At 58.6% G+C, this 26,653-nt stretch carries 32 protein-coding genes; 28 read left to right on the top strand and 4 right to left on the bottom strand.

Features of this window, described 5'->3' with window-relative positions:
• Positions 1-157: 157 nt before the first annotated feature.
• Complete coding sequence (fdxA, locus tag TU81_RS04960) at positions 158-481, bottom strand: ferredoxin FdxA (protein WP_008154011.1); 324 nt, start codon at positions 479-481, stop codon at positions 158-160.
• A 142-nt stretch (positions 482-623) separates the two neighbouring features.
• The gene (gene mutS, locus TU81_RS04965) at positions 624-3,203 is read right to left on the bottom strand and encodes a DNA mismatch repair protein MutS (protein ID WP_048393809.1); all 2,580 of its coding nucleotides are present in this window, start codon (positions 3,201-3,203) and stop codon (positions 624-626) included.
• A 200-nt stretch (positions 3,204-3,403) separates the two neighbouring features.
• Here mutS and TU81_RS04970 point away from each other — a divergent pair, with 200 nt between their 5' ends.
• The 26 genes from TU81_RS04970 to recX all read left to right on the top strand — a co-directional run bounded on the left by TU81_RS04970 (position 3,404) and on the right by recX (position 23,218).
• A complete protein-coding gene (locus TU81_RS04970) occupies positions 3,404-4,138 on the top strand; it encodes an XRE family transcriptional regulator (protein ID WP_048394481.1) in 735 nt (244 codons plus the stop codon).
• 512 nt (positions 4,139-4,650) lie between these two features.
• Positions 4,651-5,067: a tail fiber assembly protein gene (locus TU81_RS04975; protein ID WP_038979168.1), complete on the top strand. Its 417-nt coding sequence runs from the start codon at positions 4,651-4,653 to the stop codon at positions 5,065-5,067.
• Positions 5,068-5,347: 280 nt separating this feature from the next.
• A complete protein-coding gene (locus tag TU81_RS04980) occupies positions 5,348-5,695 on the top strand; it encodes a phage holin family protein (RefSeq protein WP_038979169.1) in 348 nt (115 codons plus the stop codon).
• 128 nt (positions 5,696-5,823) lie between these two features.
• On the top strand, positions 5,824-6,408 hold the full coding sequence (locus TU81_RS04985; protein ID WP_048393811.1) for a phage tail terminator protein: 585 nt from the start codon (positions 5,824-5,826) through the stop codon (positions 6,406-6,408).
• Positions 6,405-6,587 carry a DUF2635 domain-containing protein gene (locus TU81_RS04990; RefSeq protein ID WP_048393813.1) on the top strand — a complete coding sequence of 61 codons (183 nt, stop codon included), beginning with the start codon at positions 6,405-6,407 and terminating at the stop codon, positions 6,585-6,587. The genes TU81_RS04985 and TU81_RS04990 overlap by 4 nt, the downstream gene beginning before the upstream one ends.
• On the top strand, positions 6,587-8,083 hold the full coding sequence (locus TU81_RS04995; RefSeq protein WP_048393815.1) for a phage tail sheath subtilisin-like domain-containing protein: 1,497 nt from the start codon (positions 6,587-6,589) through the stop codon (positions 8,081-8,083). The genes TU81_RS04990 and TU81_RS04995 overlap by 1 nt, the downstream gene beginning before the upstream one ends.
• Positions 8,084-8,150: 67 nt before the next feature.
• Entirely contained in the window at positions 8,151-8,498 is a 348-nt protein-coding gene (locus TU81_RS05000; protein WP_007907215.1) for a phage tail tube protein, read from the top strand.
• Positions 8,495-8,791, top strand: a complete 297-nt coding sequence (locus TU81_RS05005; protein WP_038979172.1) for a phage tail assembly protein — start codon at positions 8,495-8,497, stop codon at positions 8,789-8,791. Before TU81_RS05000 ends, TU81_RS05005 begins: the two co-directional genes overlap by 4 nt.
• A 130-nt stretch (positions 8,792-8,921) precedes the next feature.
• Positions 8,922-10,421: a phage tail tape measure protein gene (locus tag TU81_RS05010; protein ID WP_038979173.1), complete on the top strand. Its 1,500-nt coding sequence runs from the start codon at positions 8,922-8,924 to the stop codon at positions 10,419-10,421.
• Complete coding sequence (locus TU81_RS05015) at positions 10,408-11,646, top strand: DNA circularization protein (protein WP_048393817.1); 1,239 nt, start codon at positions 10,408-10,410, stop codon at positions 11,644-11,646. Before TU81_RS05010 ends, TU81_RS05015 begins: the two co-directional genes overlap by 14 nt.
• Before the next feature lie 3 nt (positions 11,647-11,649).
• The gene (locus TU81_RS05020) at positions 11,650-12,693 is read left to right on the top strand and encodes a phage baseplate assembly protein (protein ID WP_048393819.1); all 1,044 of its coding nucleotides are present in this window, start codon (positions 11,650-11,652) and stop codon (positions 12,691-12,693) included.
• A gap of 143 nt (positions 12,694-12,836) precedes the next feature.
• Complete coding sequence (locus TU81_RS05025; protein WP_038979176.1) at positions 12,837-13,346, top strand: phage baseplate assembly protein V; 510 nt, start codon at positions 12,837-12,839, stop codon at positions 13,344-13,346.
• A complete protein-coding gene (locus TU81_RS05030; RefSeq protein ID WP_048393821.1) occupies positions 13,346-13,744 on the top strand; it encodes a phage GP46 family protein in 399 nt (132 codons plus the stop codon). The genes TU81_RS05025 and TU81_RS05030 overlap by 1 nt, the downstream gene beginning before the upstream one ends.
• Complete coding sequence (locus tag TU81_RS05035; protein ID WP_048393823.1) at positions 13,734-14,777, top strand: baseplate J/gp47 family protein; 1,044 nt, start codon at positions 13,734-13,736, stop codon at positions 14,775-14,777. The genes TU81_RS05030 and TU81_RS05035 overlap by 11 nt, the downstream gene beginning before the upstream one ends.
• Positions 14,765-15,364, top strand: a complete 600-nt coding sequence (locus TU81_RS05040) for a YmfQ family protein (protein WP_007907236.1) — start codon at positions 14,765-14,767, stop codon at positions 15,362-15,364. The genes TU81_RS05035 and TU81_RS05040 overlap by 13 nt, the downstream gene beginning before the upstream one ends.
• 11 nt (positions 15,365-15,375) lie before the next feature.
• On the top strand, positions 15,376-16,416 hold the full coding sequence (locus TU81_RS05045) for a hypothetical protein (protein ID WP_038979180.1): 1,041 nt from the start codon (positions 15,376-15,378) through the stop codon (positions 16,414-16,416).
• Positions 16,417-16,423: 7 nt separating this feature from the next.
• A complete protein-coding gene (locus TU81_RS05050; RefSeq protein WP_038979181.1) occupies positions 16,424-16,996 on the top strand; it encodes a tail fiber assembly protein in 573 nt (190 codons plus the stop codon).
• Between the two features lie 85 nt (positions 16,997-17,081).
• The gene (locus TU81_RS05055) at positions 17,082-17,978 is read left to right on the top strand and encodes a gp53-like domain-containing protein (protein ID WP_048393826.1); all 897 of its coding nucleotides are present in this window, start codon (positions 17,082-17,084) and stop codon (positions 17,976-17,978) included.
• Positions 17,979-18,425: a phage tail assembly chaperone gene (locus tag TU81_RS05060; protein ID WP_048393828.1), complete on the top strand. Its 447-nt coding sequence runs from the start codon at positions 17,979-17,981 to the stop codon at positions 18,423-18,425. It begins immediately after the preceding gene.
• A gap of 107 nt (positions 18,426-18,532) precedes the next feature.
• Positions 18,533-19,741, top strand: a complete 1,209-nt coding sequence (locus TU81_RS05065; protein WP_038979184.1) for a carbohydrate binding domain-containing protein — start codon at positions 18,533-18,535, stop codon at positions 19,739-19,741.
• 12 nt (positions 19,742-19,753) lie between these two features.
• Positions 19,754-19,951, top strand: a complete 198-nt coding sequence (locus TU81_RS29320; protein WP_080772035.1) for a hypothetical protein — start codon at positions 19,754-19,756, stop codon at positions 19,949-19,951.
• 10 nt (positions 19,952-19,961) lie between these two features.
• Positions 19,962-20,525 carry a glycoside hydrolase family 19 protein gene (locus tag TU81_RS05070; RefSeq protein WP_038979185.1) on the top strand — a complete coding sequence of 188 codons (564 nt, stop codon included), beginning with the start codon at positions 19,962-19,964 and terminating at the stop codon, positions 20,523-20,525.
• Positions 20,507-21,025 (top strand): lysis system i-spanin subunit Rz, encoded by a 519-nt coding sequence (locus TU81_RS05075; RefSeq protein WP_048393831.1) that lies wholly within the window; start codon positions 20,507-20,509, stop codon positions 21,023-21,025. The genes TU81_RS05070 and TU81_RS05075 overlap by 19 nt, the downstream gene beginning before the upstream one ends.
• A gap of 80 nt (positions 21,026-21,105) precedes the next feature.
• Positions 21,106-21,606 (top strand): CinA family protein, encoded by a 501-nt coding sequence (locus TU81_RS05080; RefSeq protein WP_007907266.1) that lies wholly within the window; start codon positions 21,106-21,108, stop codon positions 21,604-21,606.
• Between the two features lie 83 nt (positions 21,607-21,689).
• Positions 21,690-22,742: a recombinase RecA gene (recA, locus tag TU81_RS05085; protein ID WP_007907270.1), complete on the top strand. Its 1,053-nt coding sequence runs from the start codon at positions 21,690-21,692 to the stop codon at positions 22,740-22,742.
• An 8-nt stretch (positions 22,743-22,750) separates the two neighbouring features.
• Positions 22,751-23,218: a recombination regulator RecX gene (gene recX / locus TU81_RS05090; protein WP_048393833.1), complete on the top strand. Its 468-nt coding sequence runs from the start codon at positions 22,751-22,753 to the stop codon at positions 23,216-23,218.
• 43 nt (positions 23,219-23,261) lie between these two features.
• Here recX and TU81_RS05095 read toward each other — a convergent pair whose 3' ends face one another.
• Complete coding sequence (locus tag TU81_RS05095; protein ID WP_038979187.1) at positions 23,262-24,380, bottom strand: LOG family protein; 1,119 nt, start codon at positions 24,378-24,380, stop codon at positions 23,262-23,264.
• A gap of 486 nt (positions 24,381-24,866) precedes the next feature.
• Here TU81_RS05095 and TU81_RS05100 point away from each other — a divergent pair, with 486 nt between their 5' ends.
• Positions 24,867-25,061 carry a hypothetical protein gene (locus TU81_RS05100; protein WP_048393835.1) on the top strand — a complete coding sequence of 65 codons (195 nt, stop codon included), beginning with the start codon at positions 24,867-24,869 and terminating at the stop codon, positions 25,059-25,061.
• On the opposite strand, the gene TU81_RS05105 is transcribed toward TU81_RS05100, so the two are convergent.
• Positions 25,062-25,487, bottom strand: a complete 426-nt coding sequence (locus TU81_RS05105) for a PA3611 family quorum-sensing-regulated virulence factor (protein ID WP_048393838.1) — start codon at positions 25,485-25,487, stop codon at positions 25,062-25,064. It lies immediately after the preceding gene.
• A 189-nt stretch (positions 25,488-25,676) separates the two neighbouring features.
• Here TU81_RS05105 and TU81_RS05110 point away from each other — a divergent pair, with 189 nt between their 5' ends.
• Positions 25,677-26,420: a tRNA-uridine aminocarboxypropyltransferase gene (locus TU81_RS05110; RefSeq protein WP_038979190.1), complete on the top strand. Its 744-nt coding sequence runs from the start codon at positions 25,677-25,679 to the stop codon at positions 26,418-26,420.
• Positions 26,421-26,653 lie beyond the last annotated feature (233 nt).

The raw sequence follows: 26,653 nt of genomic DNA on the forward strand, positions 1-26,653 counted from the left end.
GAAGAGGGGAACGGACATCGCAGGAAGCGGTTCATCAGGACGATGAAAAGGAACACAAGGAATAGGGAAAAAATGTGGGCGGGTCATACCGCCCCTTTTTTTGCCTGCAGAAAAGCAAAAAGGCCCACAAGGGGCCTTTTCGAGAACGCGGGGGTAATCAGCGTTCGAGGTCTTTGATCTTGCCTTTGACGCCATCCCACTCTTCGGCATCGGGCAACGATTCTTTCTTCTCGGTGATGTTGGGCCAGATTTCCGCCAGCTCAACGTTCAGCTGAATGAATTGCTGCATATCTTCCGGAACTTCATCTTCGGAGAAGATGGCCACGGCAGGGCATTCTGGTTCGCACAGTGCGCAGTCGATGCACTCATCCGGGTGAATCACCAGGAAGTTCGGGCCTTCGTAAAAGCAGTCCACCGGACAGACTTCTACGCAGTCGGTGTACTTGCACTTGATGCAGTTGTCGGTGACGACGAAGGTCATTTCTAATTTTCTCCTCAGGCGGCGGCAGCGGAGCCCCTTCACGTTGGGGTCGCCAGGTTTGGGAGCGATAGTCTGCAGGTCAGGCTATTGGCCTGCAGCATCCCAAACCGCGCGAGATTCTAACAGCTTGCAGGCAAGTGCGTTAGATCCGTGTCTTTAGTGTATAGAGCATTTCGAGCGCACGACGCGGTGACATGTCGTCCAGATCAAGTTTGGCCAGTTCATCCAGCACCGGGTGCGGCAGGCTGGCGAACATGTCGCTCTGCTGCGGCGTAACCGGTTTGCCTTTGATCGGCTTTGGAACCTCATGAGGCAGCGCTGTGGATTCCAGTCGGCTCAAATGCTCGCGAGCCCGCACGATCACTTCGCTCGGCACACCGGCCAACTGCGCAACCGCCAAGCCGTAGCTCTGGCTGGCAGGCCCAGGCAGCACGTGGTGCAGGAACACGATGCGTTCGTTGTGCTCAGTAGCGTTGAGGTGCACGTTGGCCACCAGCGGCTGGGCTTCCGGCAGCACTGTCAGCTCGAAATAGTGGGTAGCGAACAGTGTGTAGGCCCGCAGGTGCGCCAAACGCTCAGCCGCGGCCCAGGCCAGGGACAGACCGTCAAAGGTGCTGGTGCCGCGACCGACTTCGTCCATCAGCACCAGACTGCGTTCGGTGGCGTTGTGCAGGATGTTCGCGGTTTCGCTCATTTCAACCATGAAGGTCGAACGACCGCCCGCCAAGTCATCGCTCGAACCTATCCGGGTGAAGATCCGGTCTACCAAGGACAATTCGCAACTGGCCGCCGGCACAAAACTGCCGATATGCGCTAGCAACACGATCAACGCAGTCTGACGCATGTAGGTAGATTTACCGCCCATGTTCGGACCAGTGATCACCAGCATGCGGGTGTTGTCGTCAAGGCTCAGGTCGTTGGCCACAAACGGCGTGGTGAGGACTTGCTCGACCACTGGGTGACGACCCTGGGTGATGCGCATGCACGGCTCGCTGACGAAGCGCGGGCAGTTCAGGTCCAGATTCAGTGCACGCTCGGCGAGGTTGCTCAACACGTCCAGCTCGGCCAGTGCGGCGGCCGTGTCTTGCAAGGGCGGCAACTGGGCGATCAAGTCTTCGAGCAGCGCTTCGTAGAGCATCTTCTCGCGAGCCAGGGCGCGGCTCTTGGCGGACAGCGCCTTGTCTTCGAACGCCTTCAGTTCCGGGGTGATGAAGCGCTCGGCGCCTTTGAGGGTCTGCCGGCGAATATAATCCGCAGGTGCCGATTCGGCCTGCTTGCTCGGCAACTCGATGAAGTAGCCGTGAATCCGGTTGTAGCCGACCTTCAAATGCGACAGGCCGGTGCGGGCTTTCTCACGCGCTTCGAGATCGATCAGAAACTGCCCGGCGTTTTCGCTGAGCGATTGCAGTTCGTCGAGTTCGCTGTCGTAACCGGTTTTCAACACGCCGCCGTCACGGATGACTGCGGGCGGGTTGTCGATAATGGCTTTTTCCAGCAGCGCCGCCAGTTCCGGGTAGGTGCTGGTGGTCGTCGCCAGTTGGATGATGTGCGGAGCTTCAAGCTCGGCCATCGCTACCTGCAACTCTGGCAGTGCACCGAGTGCGTCACGCAGGCGCGCCAAGTCACGAGGACGGGCATTGCGCAGGCCGATTCGCGCGAGAATCCGCTCGATGTCACCGATTTCCTTGAGCTGCGGTTGCAGTTTTTCGAAGCGGTAACCGTCGAGCAGGCAAGTGATCGAGCTTTGACGCGCCAGCAATACGGTCAAGTCCCGCAGTGGACGGTTCAGCCAGCGGGTCAGCAGTCGGCTGCCCATGGCGGTCTGGCAGCGATCGACCACCGATTGCAAAGTGTTGTCGCGACCGCCGGCCAGGTTGGTGTCCAGTTCCAGGTTGCGACGGCTCGCGCCGTCCAACACTACAGTGTCGTCCAGGCGTTCATGACGCAGGCTGCGCAAGTGCGGCAGGGCGGTGCGCTGGGTTTCCTTGGCGTAGCTGAGCAGGCAACCGGCGGCGCCGATCGCCAGGGTCAAGTTCTCGCAGCCGAAACCTTTCAGGTCCTGGGTGGAAAACTGCTGGCAAAGACTTTTCAGCGCCGAATCACGTTCGAAATCCCACGGCGCACGGCGACGAACCCCACGACGTTTTTCCGCCGGCAGGTCTTTCGGCCAGTCGTCCGGGATCATCAGCTCTACCGGATTGACCCGCTCCAGTTCCGCCAGCAGGTTTTCCCAACCCTTGATCTCCAGCACGGTGAAGTTGCCGCTGGTAATGTCCAGCACCGCCAGACCGAACAGACGCTCATCACCCAGCACCGCTGCGATCAGGTTATCCCGACGTTCATCCAGCAGCGCTTCATCGCTGACTGTGCCGGGGGTGATGATCCGCACCACCTGACGATCCACCGGGCCTTTACTGGTGGCCGGGTCGCCAACCTGTTCACAAATCACCACCGACTCGCCGAGCTTCACCAGTTTCGCCAGGTAACCTTCCGCGGCGTGGTAAGGAATCCCACACATCGGAATCGCCTGACCCGCCGATTGCCCACGAGCTGTCAGGGTGATGTCCAGCAACTTGGCGGCCTTCTTCGCGTCTTCATAGAAGATCTCGTAGAAGTCGCCCATGCGGTAGAACATCAGCTGGTCAGGGTGCTGGTTCTTCAGGCGCCAGTACTGCTGCATCATCGGGGTGTGGGAGGACAGATCGGAGAGGGCTTTATTCATCGGAAATTCAGGAAAACTCGTTGAAAGGTGTAGGGCAAAGGAGGGGCATCGGCCCGGCTTTTCCGCGATGGGCGCAAGATTACCATGGGCGGTCTGCCTGACGCAGGCATGAAAGCCTCCCGGTTCCTTTATGCTGGCTATGCACGATCTATGCAAATCAGCATTTGTCTTCCGAAAAAAGATCAAGCACTATGCGCGTTATGCAAAAACGCAATGTTTCTACCGTCTTAAGAACGCTGCTCGATCAGCACGGGATCTCCCCCACGGAGCTTCACCGTCGCACCGGCGTGCCTCAATCCACTCTCTCGCGGATCCTCAGCGGGAAGATCGTCGATCCTTCGGATAAACATATTTCGAAGATTGCCGAATACTTCGCCGTGAGCACCGATCAGTTGCGTGGCCGCGCAGATGTCGCGCCTGCTGCCAACGCTGGGCGCGATGAATCGCATTCGGAACTCAAGGACATAAGCCTGTGGGACGACGATACGCCAGTCGATGACGACGAGGTGTCGGTCCCCTTTCTTCGCGAGGTTGAATTGGCTGCTGGATCAGGAAGATTCGTCATCGAAGAGAGCGAGCGCTCTAGCCTGCGCTTCGGCAAGCGTAGCTTGCGCCACAACGGCGTGCAGTTCGATCAGGCCAAATGCGTGACCGTGCGCGGCAACAGCATGTTGCCGGTGCTGCGCGATGGCGCCACGGTCGGGGTGAATGCCGGCAAATGCGGGATTGGCGACATCGTTGACGGTGACTTGTACGCCATCAACCACAACGGCCAGTTGCGGGTGAAACAGCTTTATCGCCTGCCGACAGGGATTCGCCTGCGCAGCTTCAATCGCGATGAGCATCCGGACGAGGACTACAGCTTCCAGGAGATCCAGGAAGAGCAGATTGTCATCCTTGGTCACGTCTTCTGGTGGGGCATGTACGCCCGTTAACCTCATCGCTGTCAGATAAAACCCGCTACCCGGCGGGTTTTTTTTCGCCTGCCGAAAACCGCCAACGCCTTTGTCTGCGGGGCTTTAATGCGCCAGTGCATTTGTAATGCATAAATAAATGCATTTATGCATTGACTGTATATGCATCCATGCATATTCTTTGTCTCAAGCCGCTCAACAAAGTGGCTCGAAACGAAGCTCTTTAGTTCCACAACAAAGGCAGCGATGAACCGGCCTCAACGGTTCAGAGGGTTGGCAACTGACCCGGGTGTGCAGCGTAAAGCACCAGAAGCAGTTATCCGGCGGGCAGGGACCGCGGTCGGAAAAACAATTTGAATGGACTCGTACCGCGCCAGTAGCGCCGAAAGGTCAGCTTCCTTTTTTGTGCACAGGATCAAAGGAAGGCGAAGGACCGCATTACTGAAAAGCCCGGCCAATACCGGGCTTTTTGGAATGCCTACCTGGGCAGGAACCGAAATGCCGGGATGCCGGCAATCAAAAAGGAAATGACTATGAAAAAGTACGTACGTGTCGTTGATGGCAAGGTCGACAACATCTTCGAAACCAACAACCCGATCACCGAAGAGTTTCCGTCCGATCAAGTCTGGGTGGATGTCACCGCATTGCCCAAGATCGATTATTCCTGGAACGCGGTGAACACAAACGGCGTCTGGACGTTTACCGACAGCGATCCGTGGGGCCAGCAGTCCGCGCTTGCTATCCAACTGCGCAGCGCAAGAATGCCACGTATTGAACGAGCCAATGCCACCCTGGCTTCTACCGCGCTGGCGTACAAGGTTGAGCTGGGTCTGGCCACTCCAGCTGATGAAGCCGGGTTGCTGGCGTACAAGCAGTTCTTCATCGATATGAGCAACGTCAACAAACAACCGGGCTACCCGCTGACCGTCACTTGGCCTGAAGTTCCATAAGCACGGTTGATGCATTCCACAACGTCTGCATCTAAACCAGGACCGTATTACTCAAAAGCCCGGCCCAGGCGCCTAATGCTGTTCACTGAAAAGAGTCTTGAATCAGAGAAACCTGTGGCGAGGGAGCAAGCTCGCTCGCCACAAAGGTACGCACGATCCAAGAGCGCGCCTGAATGAACAGCATTAGGCCCCGGCACCGGGCTTTTTGGAATGCCTACCTCAAGAGACATCGTTTGAACTCAACACACATCACTCATCAATCACCCCCAGGAGGCGTGACATGACAAACGAGCAACAAGCGTTGCTGGACATGCCGATCTGGCTGGTCATCGTTCTCGCCTTGGTGGGCGGGGTGTCCGGCGAAATGTGGCGAGCTGACAAGGAGGGCGCCCGTGGCTGGTCGCTGCTGCGGCGTCTGGCACTGCGGTCCGGGGCCTGCATGATCTGCGGGGTCTCGGCAATCATGCTGCTGTACGCGGCTGGCGTGTCGATCTGGGCCGCCGGTGCCTTTGGCTGCCTGACGGCGATGGCCGGTGCGGACGTGGCCATTGGGCTTTATGAGCGCTGGGCGGCCAAGCGGATTGGCGTTTGCGAAGTGCCACCGCGCGATACGTCTCAGGATCATTGAGACCCCAACCTGAAGGAGTGTCATCCACAGTGCATGCCGCACTGGCTCGCAAGGACGCGGGTTTCCCACAGCCAGTACCGTTCACTCAAACCCGCCGCCGCGGGTTTTTTATTGCCCGGTGAAAAAATATGAAGATCACGCCGATCCTCACGCAGTTGCGTGAGCAATGCCCAACCCTGGCCAATCGCGTGGCCGCCGGCATCGACCTCGCCACGCTGCAAGCCAACACCCCGCTGCAAACCCCCTGCGCCTATGTGGTGCCGATTGCCGATCTGGCGAGCAAGAGCCTCGCGCAAAACCTGATGCTGCAACCCATCCGCGACCGCTTCGAAGTAACCCTGGTACTCGACACCACGGACGCTACAAAAGCGCTGGATCTGTTGCATGACCTGCGCGCCGAACTCTGGCGCGCTCTGGTGGGTTTCAAGCCCGGCAGCGACTACGACGCCATCGAGTACGACGGCGGCGAACTGGTTTCCATCAACAGCAGCCGCGTGTTGTATCGCCTGCGCTTTTTTGCCGAATTCCAGCTCGGCCGCAATCTGCCAGGTCAACCGGCGGAGAGCTGGCACGAGCGTGAACTGGACGGTTTGTCGTCCTTTACCGGGGTCACCGTGCGGGTCGATGCGATCGATCCGGCGGACCCCAATCTGAAACGCCCAGGCCCCGACGGGCGCCTGGAACTGACTTTCTCTGGAGACGTAACCCCATGAGCAAACGCATCACCGTGCTACCGGCCCCCGGCCGTGTCGTGCCGGACCCGGAAGCGGGCGATCTGTTGTCCCTCGAGGGCCGTGAAGTGCCGGACAACGCCTGGTGGCGTCGACGTCTGGCCGATGGCGATATCACTACCAAAGCCGTGAAAGCGGCGAAACCACAGGGAGCCAAATAATGGCGATCGGATTCAGCAACATCCCCGCAGACATTCGTGTTCCGCTGTTCTACGCCGAAATGGACAACTCGGCCGCCAATAGCGCGTCGTCGGCCATGCGCCGCCTGATCGTTGCTCAGGTCAACGACAACATCGCGCCGGCCGACGTCGGCAAACTGGTGTTGGTGTCCAGCGTGGCGCTGGCAAAAAGCATTGGCGGCCAAGGCTCGATGCTCGCCTCGATGTACGAAACCTGGCGCAAGACCGACCCGATCGGCGAGATCTGGTGCCTGCCGCTGCACAACACTGAAGGCAGCATTGCCAAAGGCGTGCTGACCCTGACTGGTGCGGCGACTCAAAGCGGCGTGCTCAACCTGTACGTCGGCGGCGTTCGTGTTCAGGCGGCCATCGTCAACGGTGCCACTGCGGCGCAAGCGGCCACGGCCCTGGCGCTGAAAATCAATGCCTCTGCCGATCTGCCGGTTAGCGCTGCAGCGGTCGACGGTATCGTCACCCTGAGCGCCAAATGGACTGGCGACAGCGGCAACGACATCAGCCTGCAATTCAATCGCCTGGGCAAGAGCAACGGCGAAGAAACGCCGGCAGGCCTGACCTTGGCAATCACTGCCATGACCGGCGGCACCGGTGTGCCGGATCAAGTGGCCGCCGTGGCGGCGCTGGGCGATGAACCGTTCGAGTTCATCTGCGTGCCGTGGTCGGATCTGTCGACCCTCAACACCTGGCAAGCCGTCATGGATGACAGCACCGGTCGTTGGTCCTGGGCCAAGCAATTGTTCGGTCACGTCTACAGCGCCAAGCGCGGCACCCTCGGTACTCTGGTGGCGGCCGGTCAGGCGCGTAACGACCAGCATATGACTATCCAGGCGCTGGAGCCGGGCGTACCGCAACCGTTCTGGGTGCAGGCCGCTGCACTAGCTGCGCGCACCTCGGTGTTCATCTCTGCCGACGCCAGTCGTCCGACCCAAAGCGGTAGCCTGCCAGGTCTCGATCCGGCACCGGCAAGCGAGCGTTTCACTCTGACCGAGCGTCAGTCGTTGCTCAACTACGGCATCGCTACCGCGTACTACGAAGGCGGCTACGTGCGCATTCAGCGTTCGATCACCACCTATCAGAAGAACGCCTACGGCCAGGCAGATAACTCCTACCTGGACAGCGAAACCATGCACCAGTCGGCGTTCATCGTGCGTCGTCTGCAAAGTGTGATTACCAGCAAATACGGTCGGCACAAACTGGCCTCCGATGGCACCCGTTTCGGCGCCGGCCAGCCCATCGTCACCCCAAGCACCATTCGCGGTGAGCTGATCGCCCAGTACGCCAAGCTCGAACTGGAAGGCCACGTGGAAAACGCCGAACTGTTCGCCGAACACCTGATCGTCGAGCGCGATGTTCAGGACCCGAGCCGGGTCAACGTGCTGTTCCCGCCGGATTACATCAACGGCCTGCGCGTGTTCGCGCTGCTCAACCAGTTCCGTCTGCAGTACGACGACGCAGCCTGATCGCTGCCTTTGACTGTGTGATTTCAGCCCACCTCGCGTGGGCTTTTTATTTGAAGGGAGAAACACCATGGGTCAACTGATTGCGGGCACCTGCTACGTCAAAGTGGACGGCGCTCAACTGACCATCAATGGCGGCTGCGAAGCACCATTGATGGCCGTTAAACGGGAAACCGTCGTGCCGGGCTTCTACAAGGAAACCGACATCGCGCCATCGTTCAAAGTGACGGCGCTGCACACCGCGGACTTCCCGCTCAAGCAACTGATCGCAGGCACCGACATGACCGTCACCTGCGAATTCAGCAACGGCAAAGTCTACGTACTGGCCGGCGCCTACCTGGTTGAAGAGCCTGTCTCCAAAGGCGACGACGCCACCATCGAACTGAAATTCGAAGGCATCAAGGGGACCTGGCAATGAGCAACGCCGTGAAGCTTCACGTTGCGATCGAAGCCCACGGCGAGCCCTTGACCGAACTCAACCTGCGCCGTCCGACGGTGCAGGAAGTTCGGGCGATCAAGGCGCTGCCGTACAAGATCGACAAGAGCGAAGAGGTCAGCCTCGACATGGACGTCGCGGCCAAATACATCGCCGTGTGCGCCGGCATCCCGCCGTCGTCGGTCAACCAGCTGGATCTGGCTGACCTCAACGCGCTGAGTTGGGCCGTCGCGAGTTTTTTCATGAGTGCGGCGTCGGAGCCATCACCGACCTGATCGCAGTCGCCTATGACCTGGCCTGGTTCTGGAAGGTTGACCCCGAACAGATGATGGCCAGGCCACTGGATGTGCTCCGCGAATCGTTGGAGCACGCGCAACGGATCAATGCGATGCAGCAGGTGCAGTGATGGCAGACACAGAAACGAAAGAGAAAACGTCGGTGCTGCTCACGGGCATTGACGAACTGTCACCCAAACTCGGCGCCCTGCGGGCAAAAGTCGAGAGCTTCAAGAAAAACCTGGAGCAGACCGGCCTCGGCAAACTGGACATCAGCGGTTTGTTCAAGGGCGGTAGCGTGATTACGCCGTTCATGGATGCGATCAAGGCGTCCGACGCGTTCAAAGGCAAATTGACTGAGGTCAGCGAATCGGCCGAAGGCGTTGATTTGCCGAAGGCGCCGGCAAGCGCCACGCAAAACATGAATGTGTTCAGTCGATCGATGGAGCAGGTGTCGGTCGCGGCCAACACTGCCCTGCAGCCTGCCGTCGCTACGGTAACGGCAGGTCTTCAACCTTTGCTGGTTGGTTTTGGCAGTCTGCTCGATGACAACCCGAAGCTGGTCGAAGGGCTGGCGGCAGGTGCCATCGCGTTCTCGGCGATGCAAACGGCCGTGACCGGCGCGACGCAAGTGTTCGAGCTGATGAACATGGTGCTCAAGACCAATCCGATCATGCTGATTGCCATGGGCATTGCCGTAGCTGCCGGTTTGATCATTGCCAACTGGGAACCGATTTCGACGTTTTTCGCCGGGCTCTGGCAAAAGGTTGTCAGTTACTGGGCGCCGATCAGCGGAGTTTTCTCGGATATTTTTGATCGAGTGAAAGCAGTCGTGAGCGCAGGATTCGATTTCCTCAAGGCGTGGTTTGCCTGGACGCCTTACGGAATGATCCTGAACAACTGGGGGGCCGTTGTCGGTTTGTTTGCCGCCATCTGGGATCTGCTCATGGCACTGACCGTGCCGGTAAAGGAGAAACTGCGCAGCCTGTTCGACTGGGTGCCGCTGGATGCGATTGCCGCTGCATGGGATCAGGTGCCTGCCATATTTTCGGGCTACTGGGAGTCAATCAAGCTTGGGGCTCAGGAATTCTTTTCCTATCTCGGCGGCCTGTTCACTTGGTCGCCCTTGGATGCATTGAGCGAAACGTGGGCATCTGTGGTTCAGTTTTTCAGTGAAAAAGCGGAAAAACTCCGGGCCATTCTGGCGCCGATCCAGGAGATGCTCGGCGGTAGCTTTGGTGGCTTTATCGCCCAAATTACCGGCAAGGTCGAAGGTTTCACCGAGGTGCAAAAGAAAACCAATGCCGAAGGCAAGGGTGAATTTGCGCCAGCAGCGGCCTTCTTTGGTGACGCGTCCGAGCCAGCCTCGAGCGCGCTGACGGCTCCCGGCAGTTTGCCGATCAAGTCGCCGATGCAGCCCGGTTCTCTGACACAAAACTCCAGCACCCTGATCCAGCAAACCGCCGCCAACAACCGCACGCAACTCGAAGGCGGCCTGACCGTGCGCTTCGAAAACGCGCCGGCCGGGCTGCGTACCGATCAACCGCAAACCAATCAACCGGGGCTGTCGCTCAATTCGCGCATCGGCTATCGCTCGCTGTCTCTGGGAGGTTCCAATGAACTGGCGTGACCGATTGTTGCCGGCATCCTTTCGCGGTGTCGGTTTTTGGGTCGATCAGGCGAAAACCCCGGTCGGCCACAAGGGCCAGTTGCACGAGTATCCACAACGTGACCAGCCGTTTTTCGAGGGCCTTGGGCAGCAGGCGAAGATCCACGATCTGACGGCCTTCATCGTCGGCGCCGATTGCCTGGAGCAGCGCGACAAGTTGCTCAAGGCGTTGGAGCAGGGCAGTGGTGAACTGGTCCACCCGTGGTTGGGGCGGATGCAAGTCAAGGTCGGTGAATGCGACATGACCCAGACCCGCCAGGACGGCGGGCTGGTGACCTTTGCCCTGAAGTTCTATCCCGATCAGCCGCTGCAGTTTCCGACGGCCACGGTGAGCACGCAAAAGGTGCTGCTGTTGTCGGCGGACACGCTGCTGGGCTCGGCGGTGGCGCGGTTCGAAGAGGTCATGATCCGGATCCAGGCAGCGCGGATAGGTATCAACAATCTGCGCAACAGCCTGACCGAGGTGTATGACGTTATCAAGGAACAGCTCAAACCGTTGATCGAGGAGTACCGGCAGATCACGGCGCTGGTCAAGGCGGTCAAGGAATTGCCCAAGGAAGTGGCGGCGGAATTCAAGGGATTGCTCGGCGATATCAAATCGCTCAAGGACTCCGCGAAGGAGGGTTATCGTGGCGTGATTGCCGACGTGTCCCAACAGCTCGAAGCCATCCGCAAGGCCGATGCGCCGAAGCTCACCACTGGCAAGGACACCACCGCCGCGGCGCAAGCCATGGCCGATCTGGTGCAGGACACGTTGCTGGTCAAAGTGGCGCAATGGGTCGCCTCGATGCCAGTGGCCTCGACGCCGGTGAAACTGACCTCGCAGCCGTCGCTGGATCATCAGACGCTGCAGCCGGTCACCCGTCAGGAAGTGCCGGTCACCGAAGATTTGCAGTTGTTGCAAAAGGAGTTGAACGAAGCGATCCAACTGGCACTGAACAAGGCCAGCCCCGCGCACTATCAGGCCATCAACGATCTGAAGCAGAACTTGAATGCGCACCTCAAAGCGGTGGCGTCGTCCGGCGTGCGGCTGGTCAGTAAATCCTTTCAGGAGAGCTTGCCTGCCGTCGTCGTGGCCTATCGGCAATTCGCCGACGCGACGCGGGTCACGGAGGTGACTCAACGCAACGGTGTTGCCCATCCGGGGTTCCTGCCACCGAACGATGTGAAAGTTTCCGGGAAGTGAACCATGAACGACATGGATAACCGGGTCACCCTGACCGTCGGCGGGCTGGAATACGGTGGCTGGAAAAGCGTGGAAATCACGGCGGATCTGGAGCGCCAGTTCCGCACCTTTAAACTCAACATCACCTGGCAATGGCCGGGGCAGACCGTGGACAAACGGATCCAGCCCGGTGACGCCTGTGAAGTGCGCATCGGCCAGGATCTGGTGCTGACCGGGTATGTGTTCAAGGCCCCGATCAGTTACGACGGGCGGCAGATCAGCCTGAACATCGAAGGCAGTTCCTGCACCCAGGATCTGGTGGATTGCGCCGCGACCAACCGCCCGAATCAGTGGCATGAGCAATCGCTGTTGAGCATCGTCGAAGCGCTGGCGATCACCTACAAGGTCTTTGTGGTCAGCGAAATTCCCGAGACCGCCCGGCTCAGCAGCCACACCATTGTGCCGGGGGAAACGGTGTTTCAATCCATCGACCGCTTGCTGACATTGTTCCGGGTGTTTTCTACCGATGATGCCCAGGGCCGGCTGGTGCTGGCCCGGCCTGGCAGTGGTGGCCGGGCCAGCGACGCGCTGGAGTTGGGCAAGAATATTCTGTCGGCCAACGCGCCGATGGATTACAGCCAGGTGTTCTCCGAATACCGGGTGATCGGCCAGCACAAGGGCACGGACAAGAAGAGCGGGGCAGCGGTCAGCGAGGTTGAATCAGTGTCCGCCGACCTGTGCTACAAACGTCGGCGGGTCACGGTGATCAACGAAGGCATGCAGATCAATCCCGATCTCGCCTTGCAACGAGCCAACTGGGAAAGCGCCACCCGCGTGGGCAAGGCCAAAGCCACCACCTATCAGGTGCAGGGCTGGCGGCAATCGAACGGCGATCTGTGGCGTCATAACACGCAGGTCAGGGTCAAGGATCCGGTGCTGGGGTTTGATGACGACATGCTGATCTCGAAGGTGACCTACTCGCTGTCGGCGCAAGGTTCGGTCACCACCCTGCAAGTCGCACCGCCGCATACCTTTGACGCCAATCCCGAGCCTCCCAAAAAGGCCTGAGCCTTACACCGAACCCTGTGGGAGCGGGCTTGCTCGCGAATGCGGTTGATCATTCAACACTGAAGTCGACTGACCCACCGCTTTCGCGAGCAAGCCCGCTCCCACACTCGACCGCGTCCGACCTGATCATTGAAGGAACCCGAATGAGCCTACTGACACGCCTCCTGGCGCGCGGCACTGTCGTGCTCGCCAACTCGGCCACCAAGCTTCAATCGCTGCAAATGCGCCTCACCGCCGGCGAAGTGAACGATGACATGGAGCACTTCGAACCCTACGGTTTCACCAGCAATCCGCTGGCCGGCGCCGAAGGTATCGCCACCTTTCTTGGCGGTGACCGCTCCCACGCCATTGTGCTGGTGGTCGCCGACCGTCGCTATCGCCTCCAGTCCCTGGCCGCTGGCGAAGTGGCGATCTACACCGACGAAGGCGACAAAATTCACTTCAAGCGCGGGCGGATCATCGACATCGAAACCGCCACCCTGAACATCCGCGCCAGCAGCGCCGTGAACATCGACACACCGACCCTGACCCAGACCGGCAAGATCGTCTCCCAAGGCGATCAGATTGCCGGCGGCATCAGCCAGATCAAACACGTGCATGTCGGCGTTCAAGCAGGCAATGGTCAGACCGGCGTACCGGCAGGAGGGCAGTGATGTTGATCAGCCAAAACCTGCATGCCGCACTGACCCGCTCAGTGCTGATCAGCCTGTTCACCTGGCGCCGCGCTGCCGATGACGACGCCCTCGATGACGAAGAACGTTTCGGCTGGTGGGGCGACACGTTTCCCACCGTCGCCGATGACCGCATCGGTTCGCGGCTGTGGCTGCTGCTCCGGGTCAAGTTGACCCGACAAACCCAGATGGACGCCGAATTCTATGCCCGCGAAGCCCTGCAATGGCTGATCGACGACGGTCATTGCAGCGCCATCGACATCATTAGCGAACGTCTCGACGCCCAGCGCCTGAACCTGCGCACGGTCCTGACCCTGGCCGATGGCGAGCGCCTGGACATCAACCCTGATAACAGTTGGCAGGTGATCTATGCCGTTTGAAACCCCTTCGCTGCCGGTGCTGATCAAGCGCACCCAAAGCGACCTGGCCAGTGATTCGCTGCGCCAGTCCGATGCGCAAGTGCTGGCCCGCACCCTCGGTGGCGCCGCCTATGGCCTGTATGGCTACCTGGACTGGATCGCCGAGCAGATCCTCCCGGACAAGGCTGATGAATCGACCCTGGAACGGATCGCCGCACTGCGTTTGAACCAGCCACGCAAACCCGCCCAAGCGGCCAGCGGCAGCGTCAGCTTTACCGCCAGCGCCGGTGCCGTGCTGGATGTCGACACCCTGCTGCAATCGAGCGACGGTCGCACCTACAAAGTGACCGCCGCACGCACCACCAGCAACGGGTTCAACAGCACCACCATCGCCGCGCTCGAGGCCGGCAGCCTGGGCAATGCCGAGACCGGTATGACGCTGATTCCGGTGCAACCGATTGCGGGTATCGTCGGCAATAGTTTCAGCGTGCTGGCGCCAGGTCTCAGCGGAGGAGTGGCGCGGGAAAGCCTGGAGTCGCTACGTTCGCGGGTGATCCGCTCCTACCGCATCATCCCTCACGGCGGTTCGGCGCAAGACTATGAAACCTGGGCACTCGAATGCTCGGGAGTGACTCGCGCCTGGTGTCGTGGCGGGTTGTTGGGGCCGGGCACGGTCAGCCTGTTCATCATGCGTGACGACGACCCGCAACCGGTGCCGAACGACGAACAACTGGCCGAAGTTCAGGCCTATATCGAGCCTCTGCGCCCGGTCACCGCCGAGGTGCATGTGCAGCGGCCGGTTCAGGTGCCGGTGGTCTATCACTTGACGCTGACCCCCGACACCACCGCCACACGCGCCGCCGTTGAAGCGCAGTTGCGAGACCTGCATAACCGTGAAGCCGACCTCGGCCAGAAGTTGTTGATCAGTCACATCCGTGAAGCGATCAGCAGCACCAGCGGCGAAAACGACCACGTCCTCACCTTGCCTGTCGCTGATGTCGAAACCGAGCGCAATGAGCTGCTGACCTTCGGAGGTTGCGTATGGGGGGCATAAGAACTGCCGCGCAATACCACGCCCAACTGCGCAGCCTGCTGCCCAGCGGCCCGGCCTGGGACCCTGAACGGGTGCCGGAACTCGAAGAAGTCCTCGAAGGCGTCGCCCAGGAACTGGCCCGCCTCGACGCCCGCGCCGCCGACCTGCTCAACGAAATGGACCCGGCCGGCGTCAGTGAACTGGTGCCGGACTGGGAGCGGGTGATGAACCTGCCCGACCCGTGCCTCGGCGCTACGCCACTGTTCGATGACCGCCGCCTCGCGGTACGTCGCCGCCTGCTCGCGGTCGGCAGCCAGGCCGTCGGCTACTACCTCGAAATCGCCAAAAGCCAGGGTTACCCGAACGCCACCATCACCGAACTGGAAGCCCCGCGCATGGGACGTTCGCGTTTCGGTGCGGCGCATTGGGGCACCTGGGAAGCGCAGTTCATGTGGACGCTCAATACCGGTGGGCGATTGCTGCTGGGCCGGCGTTTTGGCGCCAGTTACTGGGGCGAACGCTTCGGCGTGAACCCGGGCTCGGCACTGGAATGCCTGATCCACCGCAGCGCACCGGCGCATACCAAGGTGCACATCAATTATGACTAGGGAGTAGAGGGATGGATTATCCGAAAAGCGTACCCAGCGTCGGTCTGGTCAATAGCCGGTTCGTCGATGAAAACCCGGTGGCCGGGACGCCGGGATCGTTGATCCCGGCAGTATGGGGAAACAGTGTGACCGAAGAGCTTCTGGCCGTTATTACAGCGGCCGGAATGACGCCATCCGAGAATGTTAACGATCAATTGCTAGCGGCCTTGAAGACGCTACTGAATTTGGCCAGTCCCATGTCTTCGCGGGTGACAGAAGTATCGACATCAAAGGCGTTGATGCCAGAAGAGTTGGGGCTGGTACTGATTAGCGCCAGTGCGACGGAGACGACTATTACCCTGCCGGCAGCAAGTTCGTTGTCAGGTGTTCGGGATGTCGTTGTTCGACGGACCGACAACAGTGTTAACCGCTTGGTAGTACAGGCCTCAGGTAATGATCGAATCAAGTTCCACACTCACTTGTCGCCAAACGGATACCCGTTTCTGGTTTTGATGGGGGCGGGTGATTGGTGGCACTTACGAAGCGATGGAGCGAGCAATTGGTGGCCCGTCGGGCGCTTCGATGCAACGCCCTTGGGAAGGATTGTTCTTGAGACGACAACCGCGTTCAGTCCGGGTGGTTATGGCGCGTTGAACGGCAGAGAATTTCTTCGCTCCGAATGGCCCTGGCTTTGGGATCACGCCGTTCAGTCCGGAATGTTGCGTGCAGAAGTTGACCGCGCCGGAGGTTGGAGCAGTGGCGATGGGATCAAGACGTTCCGCGCCCCGGAAGTCCGGGGTGAATTTGTCCGCGTCCTTGATGAACAACGCGGTGTCGATACTGCGCGCGCAGCCGGCACCTGGCAGACGGGTACCAACATCACGGGTGATAACGGCGCCGCTCCAGCGGTTCAGGGTATTGCCAACATCGCGACAGTAGGGGCTGACCCAACAACCTTTACCGGTCTCTGTTACTACGTATCAGCCACCATGACCGAGAATCTGGGCAGTACTTACTGGGGGATGACTCGCCCCAGGAACATTGCTTATCCAGGTCGATTGAAACTCATTTGAGGTGCATATGGCTTATTACTATTTAAATGAAAGTTCTCAAGAGTTAACCGGTCCCGTCGGGTTGCCGGTCATTCCTGGTATGGGCGTTGTATTGCCGGGCAATGCGATCGAGTTACCGGAAGTTCTGCCACCCGCTGAAACCGGTTATGTATGGGTCTGGCGTAACGGTGCCGCTTCGCAACTGATCGATTTGCGCAACCGCCCGGTGTATCGCAAAGACACAGGTGGACTTCAATTCTGGTACGAGTTGGGTCCGTTGCCTGATTTCCTGACTGTCAAGCCTCGCCCCGGCGAATACTATGTTTGGCTGAATGATGACTGGGCGCTGGACTTGGCTGCCGAACGAACAGGCAAAACCGCTCAAGCCGGCGCCGAGCGAGACAATCGTCTGCGTGAGATGGTTATTCGCGTCGCACCGCTGCAATACGCCTATGAACTGGGTGAGGCCACCAATGTTCAACTGGCCGTTCTGCAAGAGTGGAAACGGTATACGCTCAAGTTGATAAACATTGAACAGCAACCGGACTTCCCACTGATCATTGACTGGCCAGCTTCACCTGTCAGCGTCGTAGCCGTATAAATCCTGAAACTTATTAATAACTGGAAGTGCAGTCTTGTGCCGCCAGCACACGGCTGCCTGCAAAATACCAACGGAAGGATATACCGTGGATTATCCCAATAGCGTCCCCAGCGCCGGTCTGGTGGACGGCAAGTTTGTCGATGAAAACCTGATTGCGGGGACTCCGGGTTCTTTGATCCCAGCCAGCTGGGGTAACGGTGTCACTCTGGAGTTGTTGAAAGTCATCGAGGCTGCTGGCATCAAACCGTCAGAGGCTAGTAACGATCAACTGTTGACGGCGTTGCGCAGTAACAAGCTGTTTGTGACCGCGCCACAGTTCGACAGCGATCAGTCGGTCGCCACCACTGAATTTGTGACCCGCAGCGGTCTGCAGTTTTCAGGCTTCAACGTCTTTCCCGCGAGCGCTGCGCTGACCGCAGCCAACGTGGGCGGGGTGGCGAGTTTTGCCAGCGCCACGCCGATCACGGCGACGTTGCCGTCCATCAATGGACTTGCCCATGCCAGTACGATCCATGTCATCAACGCCGGAAACGGCGTGCTGACCATCAACCCGGCTGGTGTCGAACTCATCGAGACCTGTAACGGCACATTCGGGCCGGTCAAGCTCGGCCTTGGTGATTCCGCGCACTTCATCAAACTGGGTAGCGAGTGGCGCCTGTATGGGGGCTCGGTCAGCGACAAGTACGCTTCGTCCTTCTCCGGCGTCTACGGCAACGTCGGTTACCAGAAGTATCCCAGTGGCAACATTGAACAATGGGGCGTTGGCACCACGGATGCCAATGGCGATGTCTATATCACTTTCCCGATCTCGTTCCCGACGTCTTTTTCTTCGCTCGTCGCCACCCATGTGGGTGGCGACGGGGCGATGGTCATCCTGGTCGGGGGCACCGGGACCAAACAGGGCTGCCGCCTGAAAGTCCGGAGTTTTTCCGGTCAGGTGCAGGCGGGATGGAGCGTGAATTATTTTGCAAAGGGCTATTGAATGAACGCGTTCAATGTTTTGTTTAGCGCAAGTACCTGTGGTGTTTATGTTCCTGGAATCAATGCGTCGGATATCCCTTCCGATGTCATAGAAATCCCCCAGGCTTATTGGATTTCGTTACTCCAACAGTTGGCTGTAACCCCGAAAATGATTTCGGTGCGAGCCGATAACGGCTATCCCTTTCTTACGGATACACCACCTCTTGCGCCGGAGGAAGTCGCGAAGGCCGAGCGTCTTTGGCGTGATAGCCAGTTATCGGCCACTGACAGTATGGTCGCTCGCGACAGGGACGAACTGGAGGACGGTGGCGGTACAACATTGACCACCGATCAATACGCCGAATTGCAGGCCTATCGCCGTGCACTTCGGGATTGGCCGCAAGGGTCATTCTTTCCTTTCAGCGAGCGTCGACCCAGCGCACCACTTTGGCTGGCTGGATATCTTTGACACGACCTGAATATCACTACCGGTCATACATCTGCCAACGCGGTTTTTTCTGAGCGTTTCGATATGCGTGCGCTGGGTTTTTTCAGGTAATACAGGAATCAAGACAAATGGATTATCCAAAGAGCGTACCCAGCGCCGGGTTGGTTAACGGACAGTTTGCGGACGAAAATCCGATCATCGGTACCCCCGGTTCCTTAATTCCCGCGAGTTGGGGGAATGCTGTTACGCAAGAAATTTTGAACGCGATTAGCGAAGCGGGTTTAACCCCGACAGAAGATCAGAATGATCAACTGTCGAGGGCGATCAGGCAACTTTCAAAACCTGATCCTCTGCAACATTTTCCGGTTCAGGTCTATCGTAAAAACCTGCTGATTAACGGTGGTTTTGATATTTGGCAGCGCGGAGCTACGAATCTTGCGCCTAACACGGGAGGGTACGTGGCTGATCGATTCCGTTGCGACTGGAACGGAAATGCCGGGGTCAATATTTCCCGACAGGGTTTTGTATTAGGGCAAACCGAAGTGCCGGATGAACCACGATACTTTCTTCGGTGGCAACAAGTGACTGCCGGCACCGGCGCTACTATTCACAAGATTTCCCAGAATATCGAATCGGTCAGAACCTTGGCCGGAAAAACCGCCACCGTGTCCTTCTGGGCGAAATCCGATGCGGCACGTCCATTGAAGGTAAGCATTACCCAGTACTTCGGACCGAGCGGTTCGGAATCCGTTGAAAAAAACGTCGGTGATTTTCTGCTGACAACTTCATGGGCGCTGTATACCACGACCTTCCAGGTTCCCTCGCTCGCTGGAAAAATGTTGGGTAACACCAACAGTGACTGTTTGCGCTTGGCCTTCGACTTGCCGCTGAACGTATTGCAAACGGTTGATCTGGCGCAGGTTCAGCTTGAAGAAGGGCCAATTGCGACGCCGTTTGAATATCGCACTGCGGCCCAAGAGCTGATCAATTGTCAGCGGTATTACGAAAAGTCTTTTAATACCTGGCTCCCGGTGCAAGCAGGTAATGGTTCAAGTACGTGCTTGTCGACCTTTACTCAGATCCCGGCAGGGAATACCGGTCAATATGGAATGACGATTGGCTTCCTGGTACAGAAAAGGGCTCAGCCAACTGTGTTGGCGTTTTGTCCTGGAGATAACAGCAATCAGGTCTGGAACCTGACGCTGGGCAGGGCCTGTACAGGGACGACCCTTCAAAGCCTGACGAATCGAAGCATATCGTTTGCAACAGTTACCGCCGTCGGAAGCGTGCCGGGTCAAACGTTACAGCTTGAATGGACAGCTGACGCTGAACTATAGGAATCGAACACGATGAACTATCAACTAACCGTCAATGGCGTACTTCGTCTTTCTGACTCAGCTTTTATTCCTCAAGATTCGGGTAATCGAGACTGGCTTGATTATCTGGACTGGGTTTCATCGGGAGGTGAGCCTTTCCCGCTGGAATCGCTGCTGGTGAGGAAGGAAGCAGAGCAAAGTGTTTTCGGTTTTCTTAAACGGATTATCTGATTGGTACTCTATGACCGTTACGCAGCAACAACTAAAGATCGTTATGCCCAACGCCCGCACCCAAGCGGGCGTTTTCATTTCCGCCCTAAACACAGCCATGACCCAACGCAACATCAACACCCCCAAACGTATCGCCGCCTTCCTCGCGCAAGTCGGTCACGAATCGGGGCAGTTGCAGTACGTACGTGAATTGGGCAGCACTCAATACCTGAGCAAATACGACACCGGCAACCTGGCCACCCGTTTGGGCAACACTCCAGAACCCGACGGTGACGGTCAAAAATACCGTGGACGTGGCCTGATCCAGATCACCGGCCGCAACAACTACCGTCAATGCAGCCTCGGCCTATTTGGCGATGAACGACTGCTGTCTCTGCCTGAACTGCTGGAACAACCCCAATGGGCCGCCGAATCGGCAGCATGGTTCTGGGAGCAGAATGGCTTGAATGAATTGGCCGACCGCGATCAGTTCAACAGCATCACTCGCCGTATCAACGGCGGGCTGAACGGCTTGCAGGATCGTCTGGAAATCTGGGCTCGAGCGAGGGCGGTGTTATGCCAGCCTTCGGTCTGATCGGCTGGCGACAGATCGGTCTGCTGGTGCTGGTCGGTTGTTCGGCGGCGTTGGCCTGGCAGTTTCAGGATTGGCGCTACGGCCGGCAACTGTCCGAGCAGGCCAGGCTGCACGCCGAGACCCTTAATCAACTGACTCTGGCCGCTGCCACCCAGCAACAGGTCGAGCAGGACAAGCGTCTGACTCTGGAGCAGCGGCTGTCGGCCAGTGAACAAACCCATTATCGAGCGCTTAGCGATGCCGAACGTGATCAAGGTCGCCTGCGCGATCGTCTTGCCACTGCTGATGTGCGCTTGTCAGTTCTCCTCGATGCCAATGACGCTGCCTCGGCCTGTGCAGTGCCAGCCGCCTCCGGCACCGGCGGGGTGGATCATGGCGCCTCGCGAGCCCGACTTGACCCGGCGCATGCTCAACGAATTATCGCCATCACCAGCGCAGGCGATAGCGGACTGATTGCCCTGCAGGCGTGTCAGGCCTATGTCAGAGCCCTCGCTCGCTAACATTTTGATCGATCCTGAACCTTGCAAGCGTGATCGGCTCGTGTACGGTAGGCCTCATTCCGCTCGATCAGGAGAGAGTCGTGAAAGATATCACTCAGCTGGCCGCTGAACTTGGCAGACGCTTGCAGGTTCTCAATGCCCACGTCACCACCGCCGAATCCTGTACCGGTGGCGGGATTGCCGAGGCGATCACCCGCATTCCGGGGAGTTCAGCCTGGTTCGAGGCCGGTTATGTCACGTACTCCAACCGCCAGAAAACCCAGCAACTGGATGTCCCGGCCGAGTTGTTTCCAACCGTCGGGGCGGTCAGTCGCGAGGTAGTCGAGGCCATGGTCCGCGGCGCGCAGGAAAAAAGCCGGGCGCGTTTTGCCGTCGCCGTTAGTGGTGTGGCAGGACCGGACGGCGGTTCGCCGAGCAAGCCCGTGGGCACGGTGTGGCTGGCCTGGGGCGTCGGTGAACAGGTGTTCAGCGAGGTGCAGTACTTTCCCGGTAACCGTGACGAGGTCCGCCGACAAACGGTGAAGGCCGCGCTAGAGGGGCTGCTGCGGCATGCCGCAGGAGAAATCTCAAATCAGGGGTAGGCGATCCTGAAACGCTGTGGAATAATACTGGCTACTTATACAGGTGTTGGCCGTCAGGCCTTATTGATTACGTGAGGACTTTAATGGACGACAACAAGAAGAAAGCCTTGGCTGCGGCCCTGGGTCAGATCGAACGTCAATTCGGCAAGGGTGCCGTAATGCGTATGGGCGATCAGGACCGTCAGGCGATCCCGGCTATTTCCACTGGCTCCTTGGGTCTGGACATCGCGCTCGGCATTGGCGGTCTGCCAAAAGGCCGTATCGTTGAGATCTACGGTCCTGAATCCTCCGGTAAAACCACCCTGACACTGTCGGTGATCGCCCAGGCTCAAAAAGCCGGCGCGACCTGCGCATTCGTCGACGCCGAACACGCCCTCGACCCTGAGTACGCCGGCAAACTGGGCGTCAACGTCGACGACCTGCTGGTTTCCCAGCCGGACACCGGCGAGCAGGCCCTGGAAATCACCGACATGCTGGTGCGTTCCAACGCGGTAGACGTGATCATCGTCGACTCCGTGGCTGCTCTGGTGCCAAAGGCTGAAATCGAAGGCGAAATGGGCGACATGCACGTGGGCCTGCAAGCCCGTCTGATGTCCCAGGCGCTGCGTAAAATCACCGGTAACATCAAGAACGCCAACTGCCTGGTGATCTTCATCAACCAGATCCGCATGAAAATCGGCGTGATGTTCGGCAGCCCGGAAACCACCACCGGTGGTAACGCGCTGAAGTTCTACGCATCGGTTCGTCTGGACATCCGCCGTACTGGCGCGGTGAAAGAAGGTGATGAAGTCGTCGGTAGCGAAACCCGCGTCAAAGTCGTGAAGAACAAGGTGGCTTCGCCGTTCCGTCAGGCCGAGTTCCAGATTCTTTACGGCAAGGGCATCTACCTCAACGGTGAGATGATCGACCTGGGTGTTCTGCACGGCTTCGTCGAGAAATCCGGTGCATGGTATGCCTACGAAGGCACCAAGATCGGTCAGGGCAAGGCCAACTCGGCCAAGTTCCTGGCGGACAACCCGGAGATCGCCGCGAAACTTGAGAAGCAACTGCGCGACAAGCTGTTGACTCCAGCGCCGGACGTCAAAGCATCGCCAGTCAAAGAGACGGCTGATGACCTGGCTGACGCTGATATCTGATTGATCCGATGACCGCCGTACTCGATACACTCGTCGCGGTGCGGCGAACCGCAATGGACCTGCTCGCGCGACGCGAGCACGGTCGAGTCGAGCTGACGCGTAAACTGCGTCAGCGCGGCGCCCTCCCTGAAATGATCGACACAGCACTCGACCGCTTGACGGAAGAGGGCCTGTTGTCCGAATCCCGTTACCTCGAGAGCTTCGTTTCCTACCGTGCCCGTTCCGGTTATGGCCCTTTGCGAATTCGCGAAGAGTTGAGCCAGCGCGGCCTGCAACGTACCGACATCGAACTGGCGTTACGCGAGAGCGGTATCAACTGGCAGGAACAATTGGAAGACACCTGGCGGCGCAAATTTGCTGGGCACCTACCGATAGATGCCCGGGAGCGTGCCAAACAGGGCAGGTTCCTGAGTTATCGGGGGTATTCCATGGAAATGATCAGCCGCTTGTTCAGCGGCCGAGGGATGGACGATTGAATGAACGGCTCGCTATTTCGATAGCGGGCCGTTTTTTTTTGCCTCACGTTACCTTGGACGGTTCCCGTGTGCGTTGTTGCGCCTGGGGTTTGGACTGGGCCCAGTTTTCCGGCAGATTGATGTAATCCACTAGCTCCCGCAGACGGCCATGATCACGGGCGTTGAAGGTGAAGGCCAGTCGCGCCAGATGGCTGAACTGTGCTTCGTCGTGCTCCTCACCGCTGTAGGCGTGCTGATGGAAATGGTCGCTCAGGCACAGGTCGGCGAATGCCTCCTGCATGTGTTCGAGTGCCCGATCGCTGAGTTTGTGGTTCATGCGAATCACGAACTGATGCTTGAGCCAGCGGCTGGAGTGGAAGTTGCTGTAGAACTGATTGATCTGCTCCACTGCCTCTTCGGCACTGTAGACCAGACTCAACAGCTTCATGTCGGTCGGCAGGATGTAGCGATTTTCCTCCAGTTGATGGTGAATGAAGTCCAGCGCGCCTTGCCAGAACTTGCCGCCCGGCGCATCCAGTAGCACCACAGGCACCAATGGGCTTTTGCCTGTCTGAATCAGGGTCAGCACTTCCAGCGCTTCATCCAGCGTACCGAAACCGCCCGGGCACAGGACCAGCGCATCGGCTTCCTTGACGAAGAACAGCTTGCGGGTAAAGAAAAAGTGGAAGGGCAGCAGGTTTCCGGTGCCATTGACCGTGGGATTGGCATGCTGCTCGAAGGGCAGGGTGATATTGAATCCCAGACTGTGTTCCAGACCGGCACCTTCATGGGCCGCCGCCATGATGCCACCGCCGGCACCGGTGATGACCATCATGTCCGAGCGCGCCAAAGCGGCGCCAAGCTCTCGGGCCAAACCATACAGTGGGTGTTCTATCGGCGTGCGGGCCGAGCCGAAAACAGTGACTTTGCGTCGTCCCTTGAATTGCTCCAGCACACGGAAGGCATGTTCGAGTTCGCGCAGGGCTTGCAGGGTGATCTTGGCATTCCAGCGGTTGTGATCTTCCTGGGCCATGCGCAGCACAGTCAGGATCATGTCGCGGTAAATCGGGATGTTGGGGCTGTTGGGTGAAACCAGGTTGAGTTGTTCTTCGACCTTGCTGGTGAGGTCGTGGCCGCTTTCTTGAAAATGACGGCTCAGGAGGTCATTCGGTTGGTAAGGCATTCAACTTCTCCTTCTGCACAGAACCCTTGGCCCGACAAAACAATGTCGGCGCCGCGACACCCCTTGTGTCGCTGTCTGCCCAAGCCCATGCCTGGGCGCTCCACCTGACTCGTTTGCAATCGAGCCATCCATACGGGCTCTGCTTATCCTTGAATGAAAGAAACGTTCGCACAATAAGGCACGCAATGGGCAGCCCCTTTTCTGCCCTGAAAAAAACAACGTGAACACTATGAATTTAGACCCTCGCAACGATTTGCGCTGCCTGATCATTGCGCCGCAAAGTCTTTCCTGGCAACCGCTTATTGACCATTTGCAAGGTGCTTTCACCGCTCGTCTGAACGCAAGCCGTATGTCCTGCGCTCTGATTTACTAAGTTACAGGCGTGACACGACAACTTTGCGTCAATGGCAGGACGCAACGTTCAAGCAATTCAGGGATTTTTCGCGTGATCAACGACGATCAATGCGTGCAGGGAGGCGGGAAACCATGACCAGAGTCACTCTGGAGATCGATGCGCAACTGTATCGATTGCTGAAATTATCAGCCGAGACTAATCATTTGAGTCTCGAAGAGGAGTGCTGCCGGCGTCTGGAGGGCGGGGAGCGACGTTCGCGCTACTTGCAGGCGCTGTTGGCAGAACTGCGCGCCGAGGATGAACAGCGGCGCGCCAAATCCCGTTGATTACTTTTTCTTGGCCGGTGTGGCTTTCGGGCAATCCGATTCCTGGAAGCTTGCGGAGCCGACCGGGCGATTGGATTTCACTTCGGTGAAGTCGTAACGCATGATCGCGCCCTTGGCCATCAGCTTGCGGAACCCCTCGTTTCTGCAGACGGAGGCACCCAGCTGGAAGTACACGGCTTTCGGATCGGCGCGCATCTTGTCGGCGTGGCTGCTCTGAACACTCAGGTGGTTGATCAGTTGATTACCTTCGACGGTATAACCCTGATCCTGAATGTCTTCGTTGATCGCCCGTGGCGTGCCGACACTGCTTTGTACGGCGACGTTTCGCAGCTCTCTGTTCAGATTCTGCTCACTCAAGGACGCAGCCTGAGCACTGAAGGACGACGCCAGCAAAACGGCAGCGGTGGGAACGATAAGGCGCAGCATGAAACTCTCCTGGTTCAGTGACTGGTGGTTCGACCAGCCACGTGACTGTGCGTTCAGTGGCGGCGAATTATAGGGGAGCGCGCCTGGACGGTACAGGCTTGCGCCGGCCGCTCTGGTAAACTGCTGGCCTTTATTGCCTTGCCGAGTGCCGTTTGTGTCGAGTTTTCCTGTCTGCCGGTGTTGCCCACGATGAACCACGCTCCCAACGCGGTAGCCCGCTTGCGCGATCAGCGAGAAGAAGAGGGCATCAAGCCGATTCAGGCCCGTGGCTGGCGAGCAACCCGTTGCCGTGCCTGCCGTGTGATCGAGAGCCACTGCCTATGCGCCTGGCGCCCGCAAGTCGACGCCCGTAGCGGCGTGTGCCTGATCATGACCAACAAAGAAGTGTTCAAACCAAGTAACACCGGTTGGCTGATTGCCGATGTGGTGCGCGACAACCATGCATTCATCTGGTCGCGCACGGAAGTCGATGAACAACTGCTGGCGCTGTTGGCCGACCCACAATGGCAACCCTATCTGGTGTTTCCGGGCGAATACGTCGAGCCCGAGCGAGTGACCCACAGCGTCGAGGTCGATAGCACCAAGCGCCCACTGTTCATTCTGCTGGACGCCACCTGGACCGAAGCCCGGAAGATTTTCCGTAAAAGCCCCTATTTTGATGCGTTGCCGATTCTGAGCCTGCTTCCTGAGAAGCTTTCACGGTACCGATTGCGCAGGTCCACTCGCAGCGAGCACCTGTGCACGGCCGAAGTGGCGGCGCTGTGCCTCGATCTTGCCGGTGATACAGACGCTGCCTCGGCGCTGGACGCTTATTTTGATGTGTTCAGCCAGCATTACCTGGACGCTAAACATCAGCTGGATATGAATGTTGCAACACCGGCTCACGCCGAGCTGATGCCCTTTGTACAGCACGCGGCGCCCGTCATCTGCTGAGCATCACCCATACTGCAAAGAACCAGGCTCGCTGGCGGGGCCACGCAACTTGACCACCCCGGCTTCGCTGGGCATGCTTGGCGCCGATTAGGGCGCGGCCAAAGTTTGAAACGCTGCTTTTTTACGTAATTGGCGTTGAACGTGCCCTGTTGGTGCTGCTGCGTGGCTGCACCTCGAGTTGTTCTGGCGAGGCCTGAAATGCATCAGGCGTCCCATAAAAAAACAGGATCATT

Source organism: Pseudomonas lini (assembly GCF_001042905.1).
Classification (GTDB): domain Bacteria; phylum Pseudomonadota; class Gammaproteobacteria; order Pseudomonadales; family Pseudomonadaceae; genus Aquipseudomonas; species Aquipseudomonas lini.

Coding starts and splice junctions, on each gene's coding strand:
- fdxA (WP_008154011.1), bottom strand. CDS start 481: ATGACCTTCGTCGTCACCGACAACTGCATCAAGTGCAAGTACACCGAC.
- mutS (WP_048393809.1), bottom strand. CDS start 3,203: ATGAATAAAGCCCTCTCCGATCTGTCCTCCCACACCCCGATGATGCAG.
- TU81_RS04970 (WP_048394481.1), top strand. CDS start 3,404: ATGCAAAAACGCAATGTTTCTACCGTCTTAAGAACGCTGCTCGATCAG.
- TU81_RS04975 (WP_038979168.1), top strand. CDS start 4,651: ATGAAAAAGTACGTACGTGTCGTTGATGGCAAGGTCGACAACATCTTC.
- TU81_RS04980 (WP_038979169.1), top strand. CDS start 5,348: ATGACAAACGAGCAACAAGCGTTGCTGGACATGCCGATCTGGCTGGTC.
- TU81_RS04985 (WP_048393811.1), top strand. CDS start 5,824: ATGAAGATCACGCCGATCCTCACGCAGTTGCGTGAGCAATGCCCAACC.
- TU81_RS04990 (WP_048393813.1), top strand. CDS start 6,405: ATGAGCAAACGCATCACCGTGCTACCGGCCCCCGGCCGTGTCGTGCCG.
- TU81_RS04995 (WP_048393815.1), top strand. CDS start 6,587: ATGGCGATCGGATTCAGCAACATCCCCGCAGACATTCGTGTTCCGCTG.
- TU81_RS05000 (WP_007907215.1), top strand. CDS start 8,151: ATGGGTCAACTGATTGCGGGCACCTGCTACGTCAAAGTGGACGGCGCT.
- TU81_RS05005 (WP_038979172.1), top strand. CDS start 8,495: ATGAGCAACGCCGTGAAGCTTCACGTTGCGATCGAAGCCCACGGCGAG.
- TU81_RS05010 (WP_038979173.1), top strand. CDS start 8,922: ATGGCAGACACAGAAACGAAAGAGAAAACGTCGGTGCTGCTCACGGGC.
- TU81_RS05015 (WP_048393817.1), top strand. CDS start 10,408: ATGAACTGGCGTGACCGATTGTTGCCGGCATCCTTTCGCGGTGTCGGT.
- TU81_RS05020 (WP_048393819.1), top strand. CDS start 11,650: ATGAACGACATGGATAACCGGGTCACCCTGACCGTCGGCGGGCTGGAA.
- TU81_RS05025 (WP_038979176.1), top strand. CDS start 12,837: ATGAGCCTACTGACACGCCTCCTGGCGCGCGGCACTGTCGTGCTCGCC.
- TU81_RS05030 (WP_048393821.1), top strand. CDS start 13,346: ATGTTGATCAGCCAAAACCTGCATGCCGCACTGACCCGCTCAGTGCTG.
- TU81_RS05035 (WP_048393823.1), top strand. CDS start 13,734: ATGCCGTTTGAAACCCCTTCGCTGCCGGTGCTGATCAAGCGCACCCAA.
- TU81_RS05040 (WP_007907236.1), top strand. CDS start 14,765: ATGGGGGGCATAAGAACTGCCGCGCAATACCACGCCCAACTGCGCAGC.
- TU81_RS05045 (WP_038979180.1), top strand. CDS start 15,376: ATGGATTATCCGAAAAGCGTACCCAGCGTCGGTCTGGTCAATAGCCGG.
- TU81_RS05050 (WP_038979181.1), top strand. CDS start 16,424: ATGGCTTATTACTATTTAAATGAAAGTTCTCAAGAGTTAACCGGTCCC.
- TU81_RS05060 (WP_048393828.1), top strand. CDS start 17,979: ATGAACGCGTTCAATGTTTTGTTTAGCGCAAGTACCTGTGGTGTTTAT.
- TU81_RS05065 (WP_038979184.1), top strand. CDS start 18,533: ATGGATTATCCAAAGAGCGTACCCAGCGCCGGGTTGGTTAACGGACAG.
- TU81_RS29320 (WP_080772035.1), top strand. CDS start 19,754: ATGAACTATCAACTAACCGTCAATGGCGTACTTCGTCTTTCTGACTCA.
- TU81_RS05070 (WP_038979185.1), top strand. CDS start 19,962: ATGACCGTTACGCAGCAACAACTAAAGATCGTTATGCCCAACGCCCGC.
- TU81_RS05075 (WP_048393831.1), top strand. CDS start 20,507: ATGCCAGCCTTCGGTCTGATCGGCTGGCGACAGATCGGTCTGCTGGTG.
- recA (WP_007907270.1), top strand. CDS start 21,690: ATGGACGACAACAAGAAGAAAGCCTTGGCTGCGGCCCTGGGTCAGATC.
- recX (WP_048393833.1), top strand. CDS start 22,751: ATGACCGCCGTACTCGATACACTCGTCGCGGTGCGGCGAACCGCAATG.
- TU81_RS05095 (WP_038979187.1), bottom strand. CDS start 24,380: ATGCCTTACCAACCGAATGACCTCCTGAGCCGTCATTTTCAAGAAAGC.
- TU81_RS05100 (WP_048393835.1), top strand. CDS start 24,867: ATGACCAGAGTCACTCTGGAGATCGATGCGCAACTGTATCGATTGCTG.
- TU81_RS05105 (WP_048393838.1), bottom strand. CDS start 25,487: ATGCTGCGCCTTATCGTTCCCACCGCTGCCGTTTTGCTGGCGTCGTCC.
- TU81_RS05110 (WP_038979190.1), top strand. CDS start 25,677: ATGAACCACGCTCCCAACGCGGTAGCCCGCTTGCGCGATCAGCGAGAA.